Source organism: Stenotrophomonas capsici (assembly GCF_034961085.1).
In the GTDB taxonomy this organism is placed as follows: Bacteria; Pseudomonadota; Gammaproteobacteria; order Xanthomonadales; family Xanthomonadaceae; genus Stenotrophomonas; species Stenotrophomonas capsici.
In genome coordinates, this window is record NZ_JAYFUH010000067.1 from 1 (window position 1) to 20,707 (window position 20,707).

Consider the following 20,707-nt stretch of genomic DNA (forward strand, 5'->3'; position numbering starts at 1 on the left):
GTCGTCGCCCGGGAAGTCGTACTTGCTCAGCAGCTCGCGCACTTCCATCTCGACCAGTTCCAGCAGCTCGGCATCGTCCACCATGTCGGCCTTGTTCAGGAACACGACAATGTACGGCACGCCGACCTGACGCGACAGCAGGATGTGCTCGCGGGTCTGCGGCATCGGGCCGTCAGCGGCCGAGCACACCAGGATCGCGCCGTCCATCTGGGCGGCACCGGTGATCATGTTCTTGACGTAGTCGGCGTGGCCCGGGCAGTCAACGTGGGCGTAGTGACGGCTCTCGGATTCGTACTCAACGTGCGCGGTCGAGATCGTGATACCACGAGCCTTCTCTTCCGGCGCGGCGTCGATGGACGAGTAGTCCTTGAACTCGCCGCCGAAGCGCTCTGCACCGATCTTGGTCAGCGCGGCGGTCAGGGTGGTCTTGCCATGGTCAACGTGGCCGATGGTGCCGACGTTGACGTGCGGCTTGGTACGTTCGAACTTGCCCTTGGACATGTTTCTATTCCTTGATTAGCTGATTTTTGTTTGGAGAGCCTGAGTCAGATGACTCAGGCCTTCTTCATGACAGTTTCGGCGATGTTGGTCGGCGCCGGCTCGTAATGGTCGAATTCCATCGTGAAGGTCGCGCGACCCTGGGTCTGCGAACGCAGCGCGGTGGCGTAACCGAACATTTCGCCCAGCGGGATCATCGCGTTGATGATGCTGGCCGAACCGTCACCGGTGGTGCCCGAACCCTGCAGCACGCCACGACGGCGGCTCACGTCGCCCATCACGTCACCCTGGTAATCCTCCGGGGTCACGATCTCGACCTTCATGATCGGCTCCAGCAGCACCGGCTTGGCCTTGGCGAAGCCCTGCTTGAAGGCCATCGACGAGGCGAGCTTGAACGCCATTTCCGAGGAGTCGACGTCGTGGTACGAGCCGAACACCAGCTTGACCTTGACGTCCACCACCGGGAAGCCAGCCAGCGGACCGCTGGTGATGGTTTCGCGCAGGCCCTTTTCCACGGAAGGAATGAATTCCTTCGGGATCACGCCACCGGTGATGTCGTTGATGAACAGGAAGTCGTCCTTGATGGCGGCAGCCAGCTTCGGATCGGCGCGGTCTTCAGCGGTGATCGGCGACAGCTCGATCACGACGTGACCGTACTGACCCTTACCACCGGACTGCTTGGCGTGCTTGTAATCCGACTTGACGTCAGCCTGCTGGATGGTCTCGCGGTACGCGACCTGCGGCTTGCCGACGTTGGCTTCAACGTTGAACTCGCGCTTGAGGCGGTCAACGATGATGTCCAGGTGCAGCTCGCCCATGCCCGAGATGATCGTCTGGCCGGATTCTTCGTCGGTCTTCACGCGGAACGACGGATCTTCCTGCGCCAGGCGGCCCAGTGCCAGACCCATCTTTTCCTGGTCCGACTTGGTCTTCGGCTCGACCGCCATCGAGATCACCGGCTCCGGGAAAGTCATGCGCTCAAGCACGATCGGTGCATCGATCGAGCACAGCGTGTCACCGGTGGTGGTGTCCTTCAGGCCCACGGCAGCAGCGATGTCACCGGCCAGAACTTCCTTGATTTCCTCGCGGTTGTTCGAGTGCATCTGCAGGATGCGGCCGATGCGCTCCTTCTTGTTCTTCACCGAGTTCAGCACGGTGTCGCCACCGGTCAGCACGCCGGAGTAGACGCGGAAGAAGGTCAGCGCGCCGACGAACGGGTCGGTGATGATCTTGAAGGCCAGCGACGAGAACGGAGCCTTGTCGTCCGACTTGCGGGTCATCTCGATGGTGTCGTCGTCGACGTCCACGCCCTTCACGTCCGGCACGTCGACCGGCGACGGCAGCAGCTGGATCACGCCGTCGAGCATGGCCTGCACGCCCTTGTTCTTGAACGCCGAGCCGCAGAACATCGGCACGATCTCGGTGGCCAGGGTACGAACGCGCAGCGCCTCGATGATTTCAGCCTCGGCCAGCTCTTCGCCGCCCAGATACTTTTCCATCAGCTCTTCGTTGGCTTCGGCCGCGGTCTCGATCATGAAGGTGCGGGCTTCTTCAGCCTTCTCCACCAGGTCGGCCGGGATCTCGCCGTACTCGAACTTCATGCCCTGCGAAGCCTCATCCCAATGGATGGCCTTCATCTTGAGCAGATCGACCACGCCCTTGAAGCCTTCCTCGGCACCGATCGGCACCTGCATCGGCACCGGCACGGCGCCCAGCTTGGCCTTCAGCTGGTCACGGACCTTGAAGAAGTTGGCACCGGTACGGTCCATCTTGTTGACGAACGCGATGCGCGGCACGTGGTACTTGTTGGCCTGGCGCCACACGGTCTCCGACTGCGGCTGGACGCCACCGACGGCGCACAGCACGAACACGGCACCGTCGAGCACGCGCAGCGAGCGCTCGACTTCGATGGTGAAGTCAACGTGCCCGGGGGTGTCGATGATGTTGAAGCGGTGCTCCGGCAGGGACTTGTCCATGCCCTTCCAGAACGCGGTGGTGGCAGCAGACTGGATCGTGATGCCACGCTCCTGCTCCTGCTCCATCCAGTCCATGGTGGCGGCACCGTCATGCACTTCACCGAGCTTGTGGCTCTTGCCGGTGTAGAACAGGATGCGCTCGGACGTGGTGGTCTTGCCGGCATCGATGTGAGCCATGATGCCGAAGTTGCGGTAACGCTCGATGGGAGTAGTACGGGCCACGGGGAGCCTCTCAAATTTCTTGGAATTCGGATGGCCGAACGCCGCCTTGCGGCGGCCTTCGGATTGAAGCGGCGCTCAAAGCGCCACAAGTGACACCAGATGGGTGTCAGGGGCCCTGTTTCCAAGGCCCCTTCGAAATCACCAGCGGTAGTGGGCGAACGCCTTGTTCGCTTCCGCCATACGGTGGGTTTCTTCACGCTTCTTGATGGCGCCGCCACGGTTTTCCGACGCGTCCAGCAGCTCGGCTGCCAGCTTGCGCGGCATGGTGTTCTCACCACGCTTGCGGGCCGATTCGATCAGCCAGCGCATGGCCAGGGCCATCTTGCGCGAGGCACGCACTTCGACCGGCACCTGGTAGGTGGCACCGCCGACACGACGGGACTTCACTTCCACGCCCGGGGCGACGTTGTCCAGAGCCTTCTGCACCAGTTCGATGGCGTTCGGGTTCTTTTCACCGATCACGTCCATGGCGCCATAGACGATCTTTTCAGCGACCGACTTCTTGCCGCTCTGCATCACCATGTTGATGAAACGGGCGATGGTCTCGCTTCCGTGCTTGGGATCGGGCAGGACCGAACGCTGCGGGGTATTACCTTTACGGGACATGTCTTACTCCTTAGGCCTTCGGACGCTTGGCGCCGTACTTGGAACGGGCCTGGCGACGCTTGGCGACGCCGGCGGCGTCGAGCGAGCCACGAACGGTGTGGTAACGCACACCCGGCAGGTCCTTGACGCGACCGCCGCGGATCAGGACCACGGAGTGCTCCTGCAGGTTGTGGCCTTCACCACCGATGTAGGAAATCACTTCTTCCTGGTTGGTCAGGCGGACCTTGGCAACCTTGCGCAGAGCCGAGTTCGGCTTCTTCGGAGTGGTGGTGTAGACACGGGTGCAGACGCCACGGCGCTGCGGGCACTTGTCGAGGGCCGGGGAGGCACTCTTGTAGGTGGTCGCTTGCCGCGGCTTGCGGACCAGCTGGTTGATCGTCGCCATCAGTAGGTTCTTCTGAGTGGGACCGGAAAATCCGGTCATAGATGCGGAAAATGTAAAGCAGGCCCAAATTTTAGGCCTGCTGAGACAGACGATTGTAGCAACTTGTCAAGTAGGCAGTCAAACACCTACCCGTCAAGCCAGCCCTGATCCAGGACTGTTACAGGGGCGCCTCCGTGTACCCCGTTCAGGTTGAGCGGGCCGGCCCGCAAGCGGACCGGCCAGCCCCACTATCTTACTCCTCGCCGCCCGTTGCCTGCTCGGCTTCCGGCGACGCGGTTTCAACATCGGCAACCGCTGCCGTGCCGGCCAGGGTCTGGATTTCCGATTCCGTCAGGCCCGAGGCACCGCGACGGCGCTTGGCGTGGTACGCCAGGCCGGTACCGGCCGGGATCAGGCGGCCGACGATCACGTTTTCCTTCAGGCCGCGCAGGTTGTCGGCGGTGCCGCGCACGGCAGCCTCGGTCAACACGCGGGTGGTTTCCTGGAACGAAGCGGCCGAGATGAACGATTCGGTTGCCAGCGAGGCCTTGGTGATGCCCAGCAGGACCGGATCGAACTGCGCCGGCAGCTCGTTGCGGGTGGCCAGCTTGGCATTTTCCTCGATGACGCGCTGGCGTTCAGCCTGCTCGCCGTTCAGGAACTTGCTGTTGCCCTGGTCGGTGATTTCAACCTTGCGCAGCATCTGACGCGAGATCACTTCGATGTGCTTGTCGTTGATCTTCACGCCCTGCAGGCGGTACACGTCCTGGATTTCCTTGACCAGGTAGCGCGCCAGCTCTTCCACGCCCTTCAGGCGCAGGATGTCCTGCGGGCTCGGCTCGCCGTCCACGATGGTTTCGCCGCGGGTCACGTGCTCGCCTTCGAACACGATGATCTGGCGGTACTTCGGGATCAGCTCTTCGTGCTCGGAACCATCGGTGTCCTTGATGATCAGGCGCTGCTTGCCCTTGGTGTCCTTGCCGAAGCTGATGATGCCCGAACGCTCGGCCAGGATCGCCGGATCCTTCGGCTTGCGCGCTTCGAACAGGTCGGCAACGCGCGGCAGACCACCGGTGATGTCGCGGGTCTTGGACGCTTCCTGCGGGATCTTGGCGACCACGTCGCCCACGCCCACCGGGGCGCCGTCCTGCAGGTTGACGATCGAACGCGGCGGCAACAGGTACTGCGCCGGCAGGTCGGTGCCCGGGATGGTCAGGTCATTGCCCTTGCCATCGACGATGCGGACCAGCGGACGCAGGTCCTTGGCCTGCGAGCCACGACGCTTCGGGTCGGTGATTTCACGCGAAGCCAGGCCGGTCAGTTCATCGGTCTTCTCGATGACGGTGATGCCGTCGACGAAGTCGATGAAGCGCACGAAGCCAGCCACTTCCGACACGATCGGGTGGTTATGCGGATCCCAGTTGGCCACGGTCTGGCCAGCCTTGATCTCGGCACCATCCTTGACGGTGATGGTGGCGCCGTACGGCAGCTTGTAGCGCTCGCGCTCACGGCCGTGCGGGTCGAGCACGGAGATTTCGCCCGAGCGCGACACCGCGACCAGCGAACCGCTGACCTGCTCGACGTGCTTGAGGTTGTTGAACTTGACCGAACCGGTGGTCTTGACGGTGATGTTGTCCACCGCCGCCGCACGCGATGCCGCACCACCGATGTGGAACGTACGCATGGTCAGCTGGGTACCCGGCTCACCGATCGACTGCGCGGCGATGACGCCGACCGCTTCACCGATGTTGACGATGTGGCCACGGGCCAGATCGCGGCCGTAGCAGCGCGAGCACACGCCGAACGCCGACTCGCAGGTGATCGTCGAGCGGACCTTGATGGTCTGCACGCCGGCTTCTTCCAGCTTGTTCACCCACTGCTCGTCGAGCAGCGTGTTGCGGGTCACGATCGGATCCTCGTCGTTGCCCGGCAGGAACACGTCCTCGGCAACCACGCGGCCCAGCACGCGGTCCTTCAACGGCTCGACCACGTCGCCGCCTTCAACGATCGGGGTCATGGTCAGGCCTTCGACGGTGCCGCAGTCGACTTCGGTGATCACCACGTCCTGCGCCACGTCGACCAGACGACGGGTCAGGTAACCCGAGTTCGCCGTCTTCAGCGCGGTATCGGCCAGACCCTTACGGGCACCGTGGGTGGAGTTGAAGTACTCCTGCACGTTCAGGCCTTCGCGGAAGTTCGCCTTGATGGGCGTCTCGATGATCGAGCCGTCCGGGCGGGCCATCAGGCCGCGCATGCCGGCCAGCTGACGGATCTGCGCCTGGCTACCACGCGCGCCGGAGTCGGCCATGATGTACAGCGAGTTCATCGACTTCTGGTCGACGATCTTGCCTTCCGAATCCTCGACCTTCTCGGTACCGATGGTTTCCATCATCGCCTTGGCGATGCGCTCGTTGGTGCGCGACCAGATGTCGACCACCTTGTTGTAGCGCTCGCCCGCGGTGACAAGACCGGACTGGTACTGCTCCTGGATTTCCAGCACTTCCTGCTCGGCTTCGCCCAGGATGCCCTTCTTCTCATCCGGGATCAGCATGTCGTCGATACCGATCGACACGCCGGCGCGGGTTGCGTAGGCATAACCGGTGTACATCAGCTTGTCGGCGAACACCACGGTGTCCTTCAGGCCAAGCAGGCGGTAGCTCTGGTTGATCAGGCGCGAGATGTTCTTCTTGGTCATCTCGGTGTTGCACAGCTCGAACGGCAGGCCCTCGGGCATGATCTCGCTCAGCAGCGCACGGCCGACGGTCGTGTCCTGGATCGAGGTCTTGGTGACCTTGTTGCCTTCCTCGTCGCGCTCGACCTGGGTGATGCGCACCTTCACCTTGGCGTGCAGCTCGACCAGACGGTTGTCGTAGGCGCGCTTCACTTCGTCGGTGTTGGCGAACACCATGCCCTCGCCCTTCTTGTTCACCAGGGCGCGGCTCATGTAGTACAGGCCCAACACCACGTCCTGCGACGGCACGATGATCGGCTCGCCGTTGGCCGGCGACAGGATGTTGTTGGTGGACATCATCAGCGCACGCGCTTCGAGCTGGGCTTCCAGCGAGAGCGGCACGTGGACGGCCATCTGGTCACCGTCGAAGTCGGCGTTGAACGCGGTGCAGACCAGCGGGTGCAGCTGGATGGCCTTGCCTTCGATCAGCAGCGGTTCGAACGCCTGGATGCCCAGGCGGTGCAGGGTCGGCGCGCGGTTCAGCAGCACCGGATGCTCGCGGATGACTTCTTCCAGGACGTCCCAGACTTCGCCTTCCTCGCGCTCGACCAGCTTCTTGGCGGCCTTGATGGTGGTGGCCAGGCCACGACGCTGCAGCTTGGCGAAGACGAACGGCTTGAACAGCTCCAGCGCCATCTTCTTCGGCAGGCCGCACTGGTGCAGCTTGAGGTACGGACCGACGGTGATCACCGAACGGCCGGAGTAGTCCACGCGCTTGCCCAGCAGGTTCTGGCGGAAGCGACCCTGCTTGCCCTTGATCATGTCGGCCAGCGACTTGAGCGGGCGCTTGTTGGTGCCGGTGATGGCACGGCCGCGACGGCCGTTGTCCAGCAGGGCGTCAACCGATTCCTGCAGCATGCGCTTTTCGTTGCGCACGATGATGTCCGGCGCGTTGAGCTCGAGCAGGCGGCGCAGGCGGTTGTTGCGGTTGATGACGCGGCGGTACAGGTCGTTCAGGTCGGAGGTCGCGAAGCGGCCACCGTCCAGCGGCACCAGCGGACGCAGGTCCGGCGGCAGCACCGGCAGCACGGTCATCACCATCCATTCCGGGCGGTTGCCCGATTCCAGGAAGGCTTCGACCAGCTTGATGCGCTTGGTCAGGCGCTTGAGCTTGGTTTCCGAACCGGTCGAGGCGATTTCCTCGCGCAGGCGGACCATCTCGGCCTGCAGGTCGATGGTGCGCAGCAGCTCGTAGACAGCCTCGGCGCCCATGGCGGCGTCGAAGTCGTCGCCGTGCTCCTGGCGGGCCTGCAGGTACTGTTCTTCGGTCAGCAGCTGGCGGCGCTCCAGAGCGGTCAGGCCCGGCTCGGTCACCACGTAGGCTTCGAAGTACAGCACGCGCTCGATGTCGCGCAGGGTCATGTCCAGCATCAGGCCGATGCGCGAGGGCAGCGACTTGAGGAACCAGATGTGGGCGACCGGCGAGGCAAGGTCGATGTGGCCCATGCGCTCGCGGCGCACCTTGGCCAGGGTCACTTCGGTGCCGCACTTCTCGCAGACCACGCCGCGGTGCTTCATGCGCTTGTACTTGCCGCACAGGCACTCGTAGTCCTTGACCGGTCCGAAGATGGCGGCGCAGAACAGGCCGTCACGCTCCGGCTTGAAGGTACGGTAGTTGATGGTTTCCGGCTTCTTCACTTCGCCGAAGGACCACGAACGGATCAGGTCCGGCGAGGCCAGCGCGATCTTGATCGCGTCGAAGTCCAGCGTCTGGCGCTGCTGGTTGAAGAGGTTGAGCAGGTCTTTCATGGTGTTCTCCGAAAGGAGGAAATCTTTGTCGATGGGCTGTCAGGTCGCTGCTGGCGGCGCTGATGCATCACTGCAGCAGCGCCTGCCCGATCAGTTGTCTTCCAGTTCCATGTTGATGGCCAGCGAGCGGATTTCCTTCACCAACACGTTGAAGGATTCCGGCATGCCCGCGACCATCTCGTGCTCGCCGTCGACGATGTTCTTGTACATCTGGTTGCGGCCCTGCACGTCGTCGGACTTCACCGTCAGCATTTCCTGCAGGGTGTAGGCCGCGCCGTAGGCTTCCAGCGCCCAGACTTCCATTTCACCGAAGCGCTGGCCACCGAACTGCGCCTTGCCGCCCAGCGGCTGCTGGGTGACGAGCGAGTACGGGCCGGTCGAACGGGCGTGCATCTTGTCGTCGACCAGGTGGTTCAGCTTCAGGTAGTGCATGTAGCCGACGGTGGTCTTGCGGTCGAATGCTTCGCCGGTGCGGCCGTCGAACAGCTGCATCTGGGTCTTGCTGCCGTTGAAGCCCAGCACCTCGGTCTCCGGGGCACCGTCCGGGTAGGCGAGGTTCAGCATTTCGCGGATCTCGTCTTCCAGCGCGCCGTCGAACACCGGGGTTGCCATCGGCACGCCGTCGGTCAGGTTCTTGGCCAGGTTGATCAGTTCCTCGTCGCTGAACTGCGTCAGGTCGACGCGCTCACCGGCCAGGGCCGAGTCGTGGTTGTAGACCTTGCCCAGGAACTCACGCAGCTCGCTGACGGCGCGCTGCTGCTCCAGCATGCGCTGGATGCGCTTGCCCAGGCCCTTCGCGGCCCAGCCAAGGTGCACTTCCAGGATCTGGCCGATGTTCATACGCGACGGCACGCCCAGCGGGTTCAAGCAGATGTCCACCGAGGTGCCATCGGCCATGTACGGCATGTCTTCGACCGGCACCACGTTGGAGACCACACCCTTGTTGCCGTGGCGGCCTGCCATCTTGTCACCCGGCTGGATGCGACGCTTCACGGCCAGGAACACCTTGACCATCTTCAGCACGCCCGGTGCCAGGTCGTCGCCCTGGGTGATCTTGCCGCGCTTGTCGGCGAAGCGGCGCTCGAATTCCTTCTCGTGCGCCTGGATCTGCATCTGGGCGCGCTCGATGGCTTCGGCTGCGTCGTCGTCCTTCATGCGCAGGGTGAACCAGTCGGACTTCTTCAGGCCGTCCAGGAATGCGTCGGAGATCACGTCGCCCTTCTTCAGGCCGGCGCCGCCGTTGACCACCTTGCCCACGATCTGCGAACGCAGACGGGCGTAGATGGCGCCTTCCAGGATGCGGAACTGGTCGTCGAAGTCCTTCTTGACGCGCTTGATCTCGTTCTCTTCGATCTGGCGGGCGCGCTTGTCCTTCTCGATGCCGTCGCGGGTGAAGACCTGCACGTCGATGACGGTGCCGTCCATGCCCGGCGGAACGCGCAGCGAGCTGTCCTTAACGTCCGAAGCCTTCTCGCCGAAGATGGCGCGCAGCAGCTTCTCTTCCGGGGTCAGCTGGCTTTCGCCCTTCGGGGTGACCTTGCCGACCATGATGTCGCCGGCGCGCACTTCGGCACCGATGTACACCACGCCGCTCTCGTCCAGGCGGTTCAGCGCCTGCTCGGAGACGTTCGGGATGTCGGCCGAGATTTCCTCCGGCCCCAACTTGGTGTCACGCGCGACGCAGGTCAGCTCCTCGATGTGGATCGTGGTGTAGCGATCCTCTTCCACCACGCGCTCGGAAAGCAGGATGGAGTCTTCGAAGTTGTAGCCGTTCCACGGCATGAACGCGATCAGCATGTTCTGGCCCAGCGCCAGTTCACCGATGTCGGTGGACGGGCCGTCGGCCAGCACGTCGCCACGCGCGATCACGTCACCCACGTTCACCAGCGGACGCTGGTTGATGCAGGTGTTCTGGTTCGAGCGGGTGTACTTGATCAGGTTGTAGATGTCCACGCCGGCGTCGGCGGCGTCCGTGATCTCGTTCTCGTTGACCTTGACCACGATGCGGCCGGCGTCGATCTGCACGATCTCGCCACCACGACGGGCGTTCACGGTCACGCCCGAGTCACGCGCCACGGCGCGCTCGATGCCGGTACCCACCAGCGGCTTCTGCGAGCGCAGGGTCGGCACGGCCTGGCGCTGCATGTTCGCGCCCATCAGTGCGCGGTTTGCGTCATCGTGCTCCAGGAACGGGACCAGCGCCGCGGCGACGGACACGGTCTGCATCGGCGAGACGTCCATGAAGTGGACTTCCGCCGGCGGCTTGAGCAGCGACTCACCCTGGTAGCGGCACGGCACGAACAGCTCGGTGAGCATGTTCTTGGCGTCGGTCAGGGCGTTGGCCTGGGCGATCACGTACTCGTTTTCCTCGATCGCCGACAGGTACTCGACGTCGTCGGTGACCTTGCCGTCCACGACCTTGCGGTACGGGGTTTCCAGGAAGCCGTACTTGTTGGTGCGTGCGAACACGGCCAGCGAGTTGATCAGGCCGATGTTCGGGCCTTCCGGCGTTTCGATGGTGCAGACGCGGCCGTAATGGGTCGGGTGCACGTCGCGCACTTCGAAGCCGGCGCGCTCGCGGGTCAGGCCGCCCGGGCCCAGTGCCGAGACGCGGCGCTTGTGCGTCACTTCCGACAGCGGGTTGTTCTGGTCCATGAACTGCGACAGCTGCGAGGAACCGAAGAATTCCTTGATGGCAGCGGCGACCGGCTTGGCGTTGATCAGCTCCTGCGGGGTCAGGCCTTCGGACTCGGCCATCGACAGGCGTTCCTTGACCGCGCGTTCGACGCGGACCAGGCCCACGCGGAACACGTTCTCGGCCATTTCGCCGACCGAACGCACGCGACGGTTGCCCAGGTGGTCGATGTCATCCACCACGCCACGGCCGTTGCGGATCTCGGTCAGCACCTTGATCACGTCCAGGATGTCGGACGATTCGCCGTGGGCGCCGACCAGGCGCTTGGATTCTTCGTCGTTGCGCTCGCCGAAGTACTTGCTGTCGTACAGCACGGCTTCGCCGGTGACTTCCTTGCGGCCGACACGGCGGTTGAACTTCATGCGGCCGACCGTGGACAGGTCGTAGCGCTCGAAGGTGAAGAACAGGTTGTGGAACAGGTTCTGCGCGGCGTCCTTGGTCGGCGGCTCGCCCGGGCGCATCATGCGATAGATCTCGACCAGGGCTTCCAGCTGGGTCTTGGTCGGGTCGATGCGCAGGGTGTTGGACAGGTACGCGCCACGGTCCAGGTCGTTCACCCACAGGGTGCCGACCGCATCAACGCCCGCCTTGCGGAAGTTCTGCAGCTGCTCGTCGCTGATCTCGTCGTTGGCCTGGGCCAGCAGTTCACCGGTGTTCGCATCGACCACGTCGTGCGACAGGATGCGGCCGACCAGGTAGTCGTCCGGCACGGCCAGGGCGGCGATGCCCGAGGCCTGCAGCTGCTTGATGTGGCGCGCGGTGATGCGCTTGCCGGCTTCCACGATGACCTTGTCACCGTCGGCCAGGTCGAAGCCCAGGGTTTCACCACGCAGGCGCTCCGGCACCAGCTCCAGCTGCACGCCTTCGTCCGGGTTGATGTGGAACGTGTTGATCTCGAAGAACTCGGCCAGCATCTCTTCGTTGCTGTAGCCAAGCGCGCGCAGCAGGATCGACACCGGCAGCTTGCGGCGACGGTCGATACGGGTGAACAGCGCGTCCTTCGGGTCGAACTCGAAGTCCAGCCAGGAGCCGCGGTAAGGAATGATGCGGGCGCTGTACAACAGCTTGCCCGAGCTGTGGGTCTTGCCGCGGTCGTGGTCGAAGAACACGCCCGGCGAACGGTGCAGCTGCGACACGATGACGCGCTCGGTACCGTTGACGATGAAGGTGCCGTTCTCGGTCATCAGCGGGATTTCGCCCAGATAGACCTCCTGCTCCTTCACGTACTTGATCGCCTTGGTGGACGACTCGCGGTCGTAGATGACCAGGCGCACGGTAACGCGCAGCGGCGCGCCGTAGCTCATGCCGCGCTGGCGGCACTCACGCTCGTCGAACACCGGGTCGCCCAGCTTGTAGCCCACGTACTCCAGGGCGGCATTTCCGCTGTAGCTGGAAATCGGGAACACCGACTTCAGCGCAGCGTGCAGGCCGTGGTCGGTGCGCTTGGCCGGGTCGACGTTTTCCTGCAGGAAATCGCGGTACGAGTCGACCTGGATGGCCAACAGGAACGGCACCTCGAGGATCGAGCGCTGCTTGCCGAAATCCTTGCGGATGCGCTTTTTTTCGGTGTACGAATAGGACGTCATGAGGTCTTCCACCTTGTTGTGCGGGCCGTGCGTCCACGACCCGTAGGGAAACTTGAAATTGTCAGTTGGAAGTCGCTGGTATTGCCGGCACCAGCACGCCTTCTCCCGCTACTTCCAACTGCCAACTCGCTTGTGCCCGTGTTCGCTCATTCCCGGAGGAGGCGGCGACGGACACCTGCCACGTTGGACTTTCTACATCTACAGCCTGCCGGGCGTGGCCCGGCCCTACCCGTCCTGGTGCCCGGCCAAGCCCGGCATCACGACGTTTGAAACGACCAAAGGCCGGGGGTTTACACCCCCAGCCCTGGCTGCATCGCCGCGAAACAATGGCGACGCAAGGAACTGATTACTTCAGCTCGACGGTCGCGCCGGCGGCTTCCAGTTCCTTCTTGAACTTGTCGGCGTCTTCCTTCGAAGCGCCTTCCTTCACGACGCCACCGGCTTCGGTCAGGTCCTTGGCTTCCTTCAGGCCCAGGCCGGTGATGGCGCGGACGGCCTTGATGACGTCGACCTTCTTGGCGCCGGCGTCCTTCAGGATGACGTTGAATTCGGTCTGCTCTTCAACCACAGCGGCTGGGCCGGCAACGGCAACGGCAACCGGGGCAGCGGCGGAGACGCCGAACTTCTCTTCGATGGCCTTGACCAGCTCCATCACTTCCATCAGGGACTTCTCGGCGATGGCGTCGACGATCTGTTCGTTGGTAAGGGACATTTTGATTACCTTTGGAAAATATTCTGGATTGAGGTTCCGGACGGAACCACGGGGACGTCGAACTTAGGCGGTTTCAGCGGCCGGCTCGGCAGCTGCTGCTGCACCACCGTCCTGCTTTTCACCGACAGCCTTGACGGCGCGCGCGAACATGGTGACCGGCTCGGTCAGGACGCGGGCCAGCATGGCCAGGGCCTGATCACGGGTCGGCAGCGATGCCAGCACTTCGACGTGGCTGGCCGGGAAGATTTCCCCGCCGATTGCCACGACCTTCGCCTTCAGCTTGTCGTTGCCCTTGGCTGCATCCTTGATCAGGCGACCGGCTGCGCCGGGCTCCTCGAGCGAAAACGCGTACAGCAGCGGACCGACCATCTGGTCCTTTGCAACTGCGAAATCGGTGCCTTCAACGGCGCGCGCGGCCAGCGTGTTCTTGACAACCTTCAAGAAAACGCCGGTTTCGCGGGCCTGCTTGCGCATCGCGGTCATCTGGGCGACCGTGGTGCCAGCGTATTCGGCTGCGATCAAGGAGTGGGCCTTGGCGGCGACGTCTGCCAGTTCGGCGACTACTTCTTGCTTCTGGGACAGATTGAGAGCCATTGCACTCCTCCGTTAAAGCGGGGACCGGGAAGGGTGATCCGGTTTCGGCCGGAAGCGAAGCCGCCTCCACCGCACCCACATCGAATCCCGAATCCCTGCTTCAAACAAACTCCGCTCACGGCTCCCTGCCGCTTACGGTCCATGGCAGCATCCTTCCTGGACGCCGGGAACATCGGAACGATGCTCCTGTGGTGGCCGTTCTAGACCTGGAGTGGGCCAACCCGGGTTACCCCAGACGTGCGTTAAACCAGAAAACTCCAGAAGGGCATCACCATCTACGCAGGGTGATCCACGAGTGGATCGATTAAGCGATCCCGCTATGCCGGCGGCGACTCCTTGCCAGATCGAGCTTCCGTGCCCGTCGCCGGTATGCGCTGACCGCGCCTGCGGTCTTTGACGGCTATCGCGTCGGCGGACCGGCGCGATGCCTTCAAATGTCCAGCATCGCCCTGACGGGTGACACTGCTGTTGCGGTCCCGTGGAAGCAGCATCCGGCGGCATGGCCGGGCTCGGGTGCTGCTACCGCGGAGGTACTGCATTCATGGCGCCGCGTGCCGGCAGGCACGCGGGCCACCACATCACTTCAGGGTCAGCGACGACTGGTCGACGGTGACGCCCGGGCCCATCGTCGAGCTGACCGAAACCTTCTGCAGATAGGTGCCCTTCGAGGTGGCCGGCTTGGCCTTGATCAGGTCCAGCAGCAGCGCCTGCAGGTTCGACTGCAGCGCGGCGTTGTCGAAGCTGGCCTTGCCGATGGTGCAGTGGATGATGCCGGCCTTGTCGGTGCGGTAACGCACCTGGCCCGACTTGGCATTCTTCACGGCTTCGGCCGGGTTCGGCGACACGGTGCCAACCTTCGGGTTCGGCATCAGGCCGCGCGGGCCCAGCACGGTACCCAGCTTACCCACGACGCGCATTGCGTCCGGGGTCGCGATGACCACGTCATAGTTCAGATCGCCGGCCTGCATCTTCTCGGCCAGGTCGTCCATGCCGACGGCTTCGGCGCCAGCGGCCAGGGCTTCGTCAGCCTTGGCACCGGCCGGTGCGAACACGGCGACGCGGACCGACTTGCCGGTACCGGCCGGCAGCACGGTCGAACCGCGCACCTGCTGGTCGGACTTCTTGGCATCCACGCCCAGACGCACGGCCACGTCGATCGACTCGACGAACTTGGCCTTGGCGGCGGTCTTCAGGATGTTGATCGCTTCTTCGAAGGCGTAGGCCTTGCCCGGAACGACGGCGGCCTTGATGGCCTTCTCACGCTTGGTCTGTGCCATCAGATTAACCCTCCACCACCAGGCCCATGGAACGGGCAGAGCCCGCGATCGTACGCACGGCGGCGTCCAGGTCAGCAGCCGTCAGATCCGGCTCCTTCGCCTTGCAGATTTCTTCAAGCTGCTTGCGGGTGACCTTGCCCACCTTGTCGGTGTTCGGGCGCTTGGAACCGGAGGTGATACCGGCAGCCTTCTTGAGCAGCACGGTGGCCGGGGTGCTCTTGGTGATGAAGGTGAAGGTACGGTCCGAGTAGGCCGTGATGATCACCGGCACCGGGATACCCGGCTCCAGCTTCTGCGTGGCGGCATTGAACGCCTTGCAGAATTCCATGATGTTCAGGCCGCGCTGACCCAGCGCAGGACCCACCGGCGGCGACGGATTGGCCTGACCGGCCTTCACCTGCAGCTTGATGTAACCGACAACTTTCTTTGCCATTTTTATGCTCTCCGGGTGCTAGCGCCTTTCGACAACAGGCTCCCCATCGGACCGGGAATCACGCGTCCCGGCATTCGCGTTTTGAAATCCTTGAATCGCACCAAAGGCCACCTCGCGGCAGCCTTCGATTCAGCCCCATGACAGGGAGCTGGCAATTCTAGCAGTTTTTTCGACCTCAACCTGAACAGGCCAGGCCGCGAACTCAGACCGCCTTTTCGACCTGGCCGAACTCGAGCTCGACCGGGGTAGCGCGACCGAAGATCAGCACCGAGACGCGCAGGCGGCTCTTCTCGTAGTTGACCTCTTCCACCACGCCATTGAAGTCGTTGAAGGGACCTTCGGTGACACGGACCATCTGGCCCGGCTCGAACAGGATCTTCGGACGCGGCTTCTCGACACCTTCCTGAACGCGATCCAGGATGGCTGCAGCCTCTTCGTCACGGATCGGCAGCGGACGGTCGGCAGTGCCGCCGATGAAGCCCATCACCTTGGAAGTGTCCTTCACCAGATGCCAGCTTTCGTTGTCGATGCGCGGGATGCCGGCTTCTTCGTGGGTCTCGATCTGGACCAGCACGTAACCCGGGAAGAACTTGCGCTCGGAACGGCGCTTCTGGCCGGAGCGCATTTCGACCACTTCTTCGGTCGGGACGAGCACGTCGCCGAAGCGGTCCTGCATCTCGTCGCGCACAATGCGATCGCGCAATGCCTGCGCCACCGACTTCTCAAAACCTGAATAGGCGTGAACGACGTACCAACGCTTCACTGTTATCTCCTCAACGACCCAGGAACCACTGGGTCAGCTTCTGGATCGCGAAGTCGAACCCACCCAGCAGCAGGCTCAACACGATCACCACCACGATCACCACCCACGTCATGCGGATGGCCTCCTGGCGGGTCGGCCACACGACCTTGCGCAGCTCGAAACGGGATTCGGAAAGGAATTCACGCGTCTGACGGCCCTTGGCGGTCAGCATGAACACGGCGCCACCGGCGACCAGTCCCACCACCACAGCCAGGGCACGCAGCTGGCCCGACCAGGCACCCAGCTGAGCCGCCTTTTCCGGCGAGGAGAACCAGAACCAGACGAACAGACCCGCCAGCACCAGCAGCGCGGCGCCAACATACTTGACCATATCGCCGCCGGAAGCAGCGGACTTGGAATGTTCGATCTTGCTGTTCATCCGACTCTTGTTGCTGGTGCGACCAAGGTCACTGGATAGAGAGGTGCAAGTGGCACGCCAGGAGGGACTCGAACCCCCAACCTGCGGTTTTGGAGACCGCTGCTCTGCCAATTGAGCTACTGGCGTATGACTTGACTTGTTTACACGTCCCTTAGACGGCGAAGGCGGACCGAGGTTCCCGGCCCGCCGTTCGCGTAACCAGCAGCAGAATTACCGCTGGGTACTGCAGGCTTATTACTTGATGATCTTCGAGACCACGCCGGCGCCGACGGTACGGCCGCCTTCGCGGATGGCGAAGCGCAGACCTTCGTCCATTGCCACCGGGTTGATCAGGGTGACAGCCATCTTCACGTTGTCGCCCGGCATCACCATCTCAACACCTTCCGGCAGCTCGACCGCACCGGTGATGTCGGTGGTACGGAAGTAGAACTGCGGACGGTAGCCCTTGAAGAACGGAGTGTGACGACCGCCTTCGTCCTTCGACAGTACGTACACTTCGGCGTCGAACTGGGTGTGCGGGGTGATCGAACCCGGCTTGGCCAGAACCTGGCCGCGCTCGACGTCGTCACGCTTGGTGCCGCGCAGCAGCAGACCGGCGTTGTCGCCTGCCTGGCCCTGGTCCAGCAGCTTGCGGAACATTTCCACGCCGGTGACGGTGGTCTTCTGGGTCGGACGGATACCGACGATTTCGATTTCTTCGCCGACCTTGATCACGCCGCGCTCGATACGACCGGTCACCACGGTGCCGCGGCCCGAGATCGAGAACACGTCTTCCACCGGCATCAGGAACGGCTTGTCGACGTCACGCTCCGGGGTCGGGATCCAGCTGTCCAGCGCCTCGACCAGCTTCAGGATGGCCGGCACGCCGATGTCGCTCTGGTCGCCCTCCAGCGCCAGACGGGCCGAACCGTGCACGATCGGGGTGTCGTCGCCCGGGAAGTCGTACTTGCTCAGCAGCTCGCGCACTTCCATCTCGACCAGTTCCAGCAGCTCGGCATCGTCCACCATGTCGGCCTTGTTCAGGAACACGACGATGTACGGCACGCCGACCTGACGCGACAGCAGGATGTGCTCGCGGGTCTGCGGCATCGGGCCGTCAGCGGCCGAGCACACCAGGATCGCGCCGTCCATCTGGGCGGCACCGGTGATCATGTTCTTGACGTAGTCGGCGTGGCCCGGGCAGTCAACGTGGGCGTAGTGACGGCTCTCGGATTCGTACTCAACGTGCGCGGTCGAGATCGTGATACCACGAGCCTTCTCTTCCGGCGCGGCGTCGATGGACGAGTAGTCCTTGAACTCGCCGCCGAAGCGCTCTGCACCGATCTTGGTCAGTGCGGCGGTCAGGGTGGTCTTGCCATGGTCAACGTGACCGATGGTGCCGACGTTGACGTGCGGCTTGGTACGCTCGAACTTACCCTTGGACATGGCTGCTTCTTCTCGGTAACAAGTTGGTTATGGCATTTACAGCAAGATGGTGCTCACGAAAGGAATCGAACCTTCGACCTCCTCCTTACCAAGGAGGTGCTCTACCGACTGAGCTACGTGAGCGAGTTGTCTATTATGGCAGCTTTTTCATAATGTTCAATGGAGCGGGAGACGGGAATCGAACCCGCACCATCAGCTTGGAAGGCTGAGGTTCTACCATTGAACTACTCCCGCAAGGGAACTGCCACAACGTAAAACTGGTGGAGGGAGGTGGATTCGAACCACCGAAGGCGTAAGCCAGCAGATTTACAGTCTGCCCCCGTTGGCCGCTTGGGTATCCCTCCGCACCACTCCCTTGTCTAGGACCTTGGCCGAACCGGTCAGGGGTGGGTGAGCCCGCTATTCTGGTGATATGCCCTCATGCTGTCAACAGAAATCTTCACATCCGTTGAAGTTTTTTGGCGCCACCTACCCTGCCCCGTCATTCGCCCGGCATCTTGAGTTTTTCGTCCGCGAAGATGGCCACGTGCGGCACGCCGTCGGCACCGATCCAGCCCCGGTACATGCCTTCGGTATTGAAGGGCGTGGCCGCCTTGCCGTCGGCGGACAGCACGATGGCGCCACCATCGCCCCCCAGCTCCGGCACACGCTTCACCACGACCTCGTCACCGGCCTGGGCGGGGCTCTCGTGCAGGTACTTCATGCGCGAACAGACTTCATGGGCCACCGACAGGCGGATGTAGAACTCGCCCCAACCGGTGCCGGACACCGCGCACTGGTCGCTGGCGTACGTGCCGGCGCCGATGATCGGCGAGTCGCCCACGCGACCGTAGCGCTTGTTGGTCATGCCCCCGGTGGAGGTGCCTGCCGCGAGCTTGCCCTGGGCATCCAGGGCCACCGCGCCCACGGTGCCGAAGTGCTTGGCGGTCTCCAGGTTGGCGTGCGCCTGCCCCGCCGCCTCCTCCCTCAGTGCCTCCTGCAGCTGCTGCCAGCGCTTCTCGGTGCGGAAGTAGGACGGATCGACCAGTTCGATCTTCTGCTCGGCCGCAAACAACTCGGCCCCCTCCCCGACCATCATCACGTGCGGCGACTGCTCCATCACCGCGCGCGCCAGCAGGATCGGATTCTTCACCGTATGCACGCCGGCCACGGCACCGGCGCGCAGGGTGGCGCCGTCCATCAGCGAGGCATCCAGCTCGTTCTTTCCGTCGTGGGTGAAGACGGCACCGCGTCCTGCATTGAACGTGGGATCGTTTTCCAGCACGGTGATCGCGGCGGTCACCGCATCCATCGCCGGCTTGCCCGCCATCAACGCCTCATGGCCGCGGCGCAGTGCTTCGGTCAATGCCGCACGTGCCGCACGTTCTTCTTCCGCACTGAAACCCTTGCGCTCCACGCCGGCACCGCCATGGATGACCAGCAGGGGGGAGGCCGGCGCCGCCCAGGCAGCCCCCGCAGACAACGACGCCAGGCCCAGCAGTACCGCGGAAGTCAGCTTCATGTTTCATCACTCCAGGTAGGAACGGCGATTCTAGGCACGCCATCGACAGGCTGAACAGTGACCCACGAAAAAGGGGCCCGAGGCCCCTTCTTTCCGGTCAATCGCACCGCGACTTCAGTTCGGGCGCAGTTGCAGCTCGCCATCGACCACGCTGGCCACCGCGGTGAAGGCCGCGTTGTCCACCTTGAAGCCGTCCAGGTGCAGGCGGCTGCCGGTACCCACGCCGGTCACCGGGATGGCATTGAACTCCAGCGGCGCGCCGTCGGTGAGCCGCTCGGCGGCGCGCTGCGGCATCACCAGCCAGGCGTAGCCCCCGTTGAGCGAATACACCCGCGCACGCCCGTCAGCTTCCACACACAGGGCCGTATCCTCGTCCACGCCGATCCCGACGATGTCGCCCTTGCCGCTGTCCTGGGCCGCACGGGCGACGAAGACAATCAGCCGACCCAAGCGGTCGCGCTTGGCGAAATGGGTGTCGGTCACGACATTGGACAGGAAGGGCATGGTGAGGAAATCCTTGTCCATGGTGACTTCGCTGCCCATCGGATCGCCCAGTGCGGATACCGAATCGACGCTCCCGCCATCCAGCGCGCCATAGGCATACGCCCCGAGGATGGCCAGCCCGGCACTGGTGCCGCCAATCGGCTTACCCGCCCGCACATGCGCATTCAGTGCGTCATTGAGCTGCGTTCCCTTCCAGAAACGGATGTAACGCGCCTGGTCACCGCCGGCGATGAAGATCGCGTCGGCGCCACGCACCACGCGCAACACCTCCGGATCATCGGCGGCGGCGCGATTGTCGAACACCAGCGTCTGCACCGCGGTCACGCCGCCGACGTCGTTGAATAGTTCCTTCTGCAACTCATCGTCGCCGGAAGCCCGCAGGATCACCACCCGTCCATGGCCGGCACGCTCGACCCACCAGTGGAATGCCTCCGGGGCCCAGTCGCCGCCGCCCATCAGCAGCATCGCCGCCTCCGTCTTGCCCGGGCGCGGCGCGTCGAGGTTGCCGATCTGGTAATAGCGGTAACCGTTCTGCGATGCAGCACCGGCCTGTGCCACGGCGGTACCGGCGATGCCCAGCGCCAACAGCACCAGCGCCAGCCGCCCAAGGCAGAAATTCACGCGTTTCATCCCCATCATCCACCGACCACATG

General features: G+C 63.5%; 15 protein-coding genes and 4 tRNA genes. All 19 read right to left on the bottom strand.

Annotated elements, in window-relative coordinates:
- Positions 1 to 501: GTP-binding protein (locus VA603_RS05935; RefSeq protein ID WP_323438236.1), on the bottom strand; the 501-nt coding region annotated here is incomplete at its 3' end.
- Between the two features lie 53 nt (positions 502 to 554).
- On the bottom strand, positions 555 to 2,696 hold the full coding sequence (gene fusA, locus VA603_RS05940; protein WP_132862497.1) for an elongation factor G: 2,142 nt from the start codon (positions 2,694 to 2,696) through the stop codon (positions 555 to 557).
- A gap of 138 nt (positions 2,697 to 2,834) precedes the next feature.
- Positions 2,835 to 3,302, bottom strand: coding sequence for a 30S ribosomal protein S7 (rpsG, locus tag VA603_RS05945; RefSeq protein WP_132862496.1), 468 nt, complete (start codon positions 3,300 to 3,302; stop codon positions 2,835 to 2,837).
- A gap of 10 nt (positions 3,303 to 3,312) precedes the next feature.
- Entirely contained in the window at positions 3,313 to 3,687 is a 375-nt protein-coding gene (gene rpsL / locus VA603_RS05950; RefSeq protein ID WP_004145320.1) for a 30S ribosomal protein S12, read from the bottom strand.
- A gap of 232 nt (positions 3,688 to 3,919) precedes the next feature.
- On the bottom strand, positions 3,920 to 8,146 hold the full coding sequence (gene rpoC / locus VA603_RS05955) for a DNA-directed RNA polymerase subunit beta' (protein ID WP_192286599.1): 4,227 nt from the start codon (positions 8,144 to 8,146) through the stop codon (positions 3,920 to 3,922).
- 90 nt (positions 8,147 to 8,236) lie between these two features.
- Positions 8,237 to 12,427 carry a DNA-directed RNA polymerase subunit beta gene (rpoB, locus tag VA603_RS05960; protein WP_132862494.1) on the bottom strand — a complete coding sequence of 1,397 codons (4,191 nt, stop codon included), beginning with the start codon at positions 12,425 to 12,427 and terminating at the stop codon, positions 8,237 to 8,239.
- 346 nt (positions 12,428 to 12,773) lie between these two features.
- On the bottom strand, positions 12,774 to 13,139 hold the full coding sequence (gene rplL / locus VA603_RS05965) for a 50S ribosomal protein L7/L12 (RefSeq protein ID WP_132862493.1): 366 nt from the start codon (positions 13,137 to 13,139) through the stop codon (positions 12,774 to 12,776).
- 63 nt (positions 13,140 to 13,202) lie between these two features.
- Positions 13,203 to 13,733, bottom strand: a complete 531-nt coding sequence (gene rplJ, locus VA603_RS05970; RefSeq protein WP_132862492.1) for a 50S ribosomal protein L10 — start codon at positions 13,731 to 13,733, stop codon at positions 13,203 to 13,205.
- 578 nt (positions 13,734 to 14,311) lie between these two features.
- Positions 14,312 to 15,010: a 50S ribosomal protein L1 gene (gene rplA, locus VA603_RS05975; RefSeq protein ID WP_132862491.1), complete on the bottom strand. Its 699-nt coding sequence runs from the start codon at positions 15,008 to 15,010 to the stop codon at positions 14,312 to 14,314.
- Positions 15,011 to 15,014: 4 nt separating this feature from the next.
- The gene (gene rplK / locus VA603_RS05980; protein WP_054663281.1) at positions 15,015 to 15,443 is read right to left on the bottom strand and encodes a 50S ribosomal protein L11; all 429 of its coding nucleotides are present in this window, start codon (positions 15,441 to 15,443) and stop codon (positions 15,015 to 15,017) included.
- A gap of 202 nt (positions 15,444 to 15,645) precedes the next feature.
- Positions 15,646 to 16,206 (bottom strand): transcription termination/antitermination protein NusG, encoded by a 561-nt coding sequence (gene nusG, locus VA603_RS05985; RefSeq protein ID WP_132862490.1) that lies wholly within the window; start codon positions 16,204 to 16,206, stop codon positions 15,646 to 15,648.
- 10 nt (positions 16,207 to 16,216) lie between these two features.
- On the bottom strand, positions 16,217 to 16,624 hold the full coding sequence (gene secE / locus VA603_RS05990; protein ID WP_132862489.1) for a preprotein translocase subunit SecE: 408 nt from the start codon (positions 16,622 to 16,624) through the stop codon (positions 16,217 to 16,219).
- Positions 16,625 to 16,674: 50 nt separating this feature from the next.
- Positions 16,675 to 16,750 (bottom strand) — tRNA-Trp (locus tag VA603_RS05995).
- A gap of 108 nt (positions 16,751 to 16,858) precedes the next feature.
- A complete protein-coding gene (gene tuf / locus VA603_RS06000; RefSeq protein ID WP_192286596.1) occupies positions 16,859 to 18,049 on the bottom strand; it encodes an elongation factor Tu in 1,191 nt (396 codons plus the stop codon).
- A gap of 47 nt (positions 18,050 to 18,096) precedes the next feature.
- Positions 18,097 to 18,172: transfer RNA gene (locus VA603_RS06005), tRNA-Thr, on the bottom strand.
- A gap of 37 nt (positions 18,173 to 18,209) precedes the next feature.
- Positions 18,210 to 18,283: transfer RNA gene (locus tag VA603_RS06010), tRNA-Gly, on the bottom strand.
- A 24-nt stretch (positions 18,284 to 18,307) separates the two neighbouring features.
- Positions 18,308 to 18,393, bottom strand: a tRNA-Tyr gene (locus VA603_RS06015).
- A gap of 137 nt (positions 18,394 to 18,530) precedes the next feature.
- Complete coding sequence (locus VA603_RS06020) at positions 18,531 to 19,550, bottom strand: isoaspartyl peptidase/L-asparaginase family protein (protein ID WP_323438237.1); 1,020 nt, start codon at positions 19,548 to 19,550, stop codon at positions 18,531 to 18,533.
- Positions 19,551 to 19,664: 114 nt separating this feature from the next.
- The gene (locus VA603_RS06025; protein ID WP_323438238.1) at positions 19,665 to 20,684 is read right to left on the bottom strand and encodes a cyanophycinase; all 1,020 of its coding nucleotides are present in this window, start codon (positions 20,682 to 20,684) and stop codon (positions 19,665 to 19,667) included.
- Between the last annotated feature and the right edge of the window lie 23 nt (positions 20,685 to 20,707).

What these genes read in the sequence shown, in the direction of transcription:
- rplA (WP_132862491.1), bottom strand. Translation starts at nt 15,010, where the DNA reads ATGGCACAGACCAAGCGTGAGAAGGCCATCAAGGCCGCCGTCGTTCCG.
- rplK (WP_054663281.1), bottom strand. Translation starts at nt 15,443, where the DNA reads ATGGCAAAGAAAGTTGTCGGTTACATCAAGCTGCAGGTGAAGGCCGGT.
- secE (WP_132862489.1), bottom strand. Translation starts at nt 16,624, where the DNA reads ATGAACAGCAAGATCGAACATTCCAAGTCCGCTGCTTCCGGCGGCGAT.
- VA603_RS06025 (WP_323438238.1), bottom strand. Translation starts at nt 20,684, where the DNA reads ATGAAACGCGTGAATTTCTGCCTTGGGCGGCTGGCGCTGGTGCTGTTG.
- rplL (WP_132862493.1), bottom strand. Translation starts at nt 13,139, where the DNA reads ATGTCCCTTACCAACGAACAGATCGTCGACGCCATCGCCGAGAAGTCC.
- rpoB (WP_132862494.1), bottom strand. Translation starts at nt 12,427, where the DNA reads ATGACGTCCTATTCGTACACCGAAAAAAAGCGCATCCGCAAGGATTTC.
- rpsL (WP_004145320.1), bottom strand. Translation starts at nt 3,687, where the DNA reads ATGGCGACGATCAACCAGCTGGTCCGCAAGCCGCGGCAAGCGACCACC.
- rpsG (WP_132862496.1), bottom strand. Translation starts at nt 3,302, where the DNA reads ATGTCCCGTAAAGGTAATACCCCGCAGCGTTCGGTCCTGCCCGATCCC.
- rplJ (WP_132862492.1), bottom strand. Translation starts at nt 13,733, where the DNA reads ATGGCTCTCAATCTGTCCCAGAAGCAAGAAGTAGTCGCCGAACTGGCA.
- tuf (WP_192286596.1), bottom strand. Translation starts at nt 18,049, where the DNA reads ATGTCCAAGGGTAAGTTCGAGCGTACCAAGCCGCACGTCAACGTCGGC.
- VA603_RS06020 (WP_323438237.1), bottom strand. Translation starts at nt 19,550, where the DNA reads ATGAAGCTGACTTCCGCGGTACTGCTGGGCCTGGCGTCGTTGTCTGCG.
- rpoC (WP_192286599.1), bottom strand. Translation starts at nt 8,146, where the DNA reads ATGAAAGACCTGCTCAACCTCTTCAACCAGCAGCGCCAGACGCTGGAC.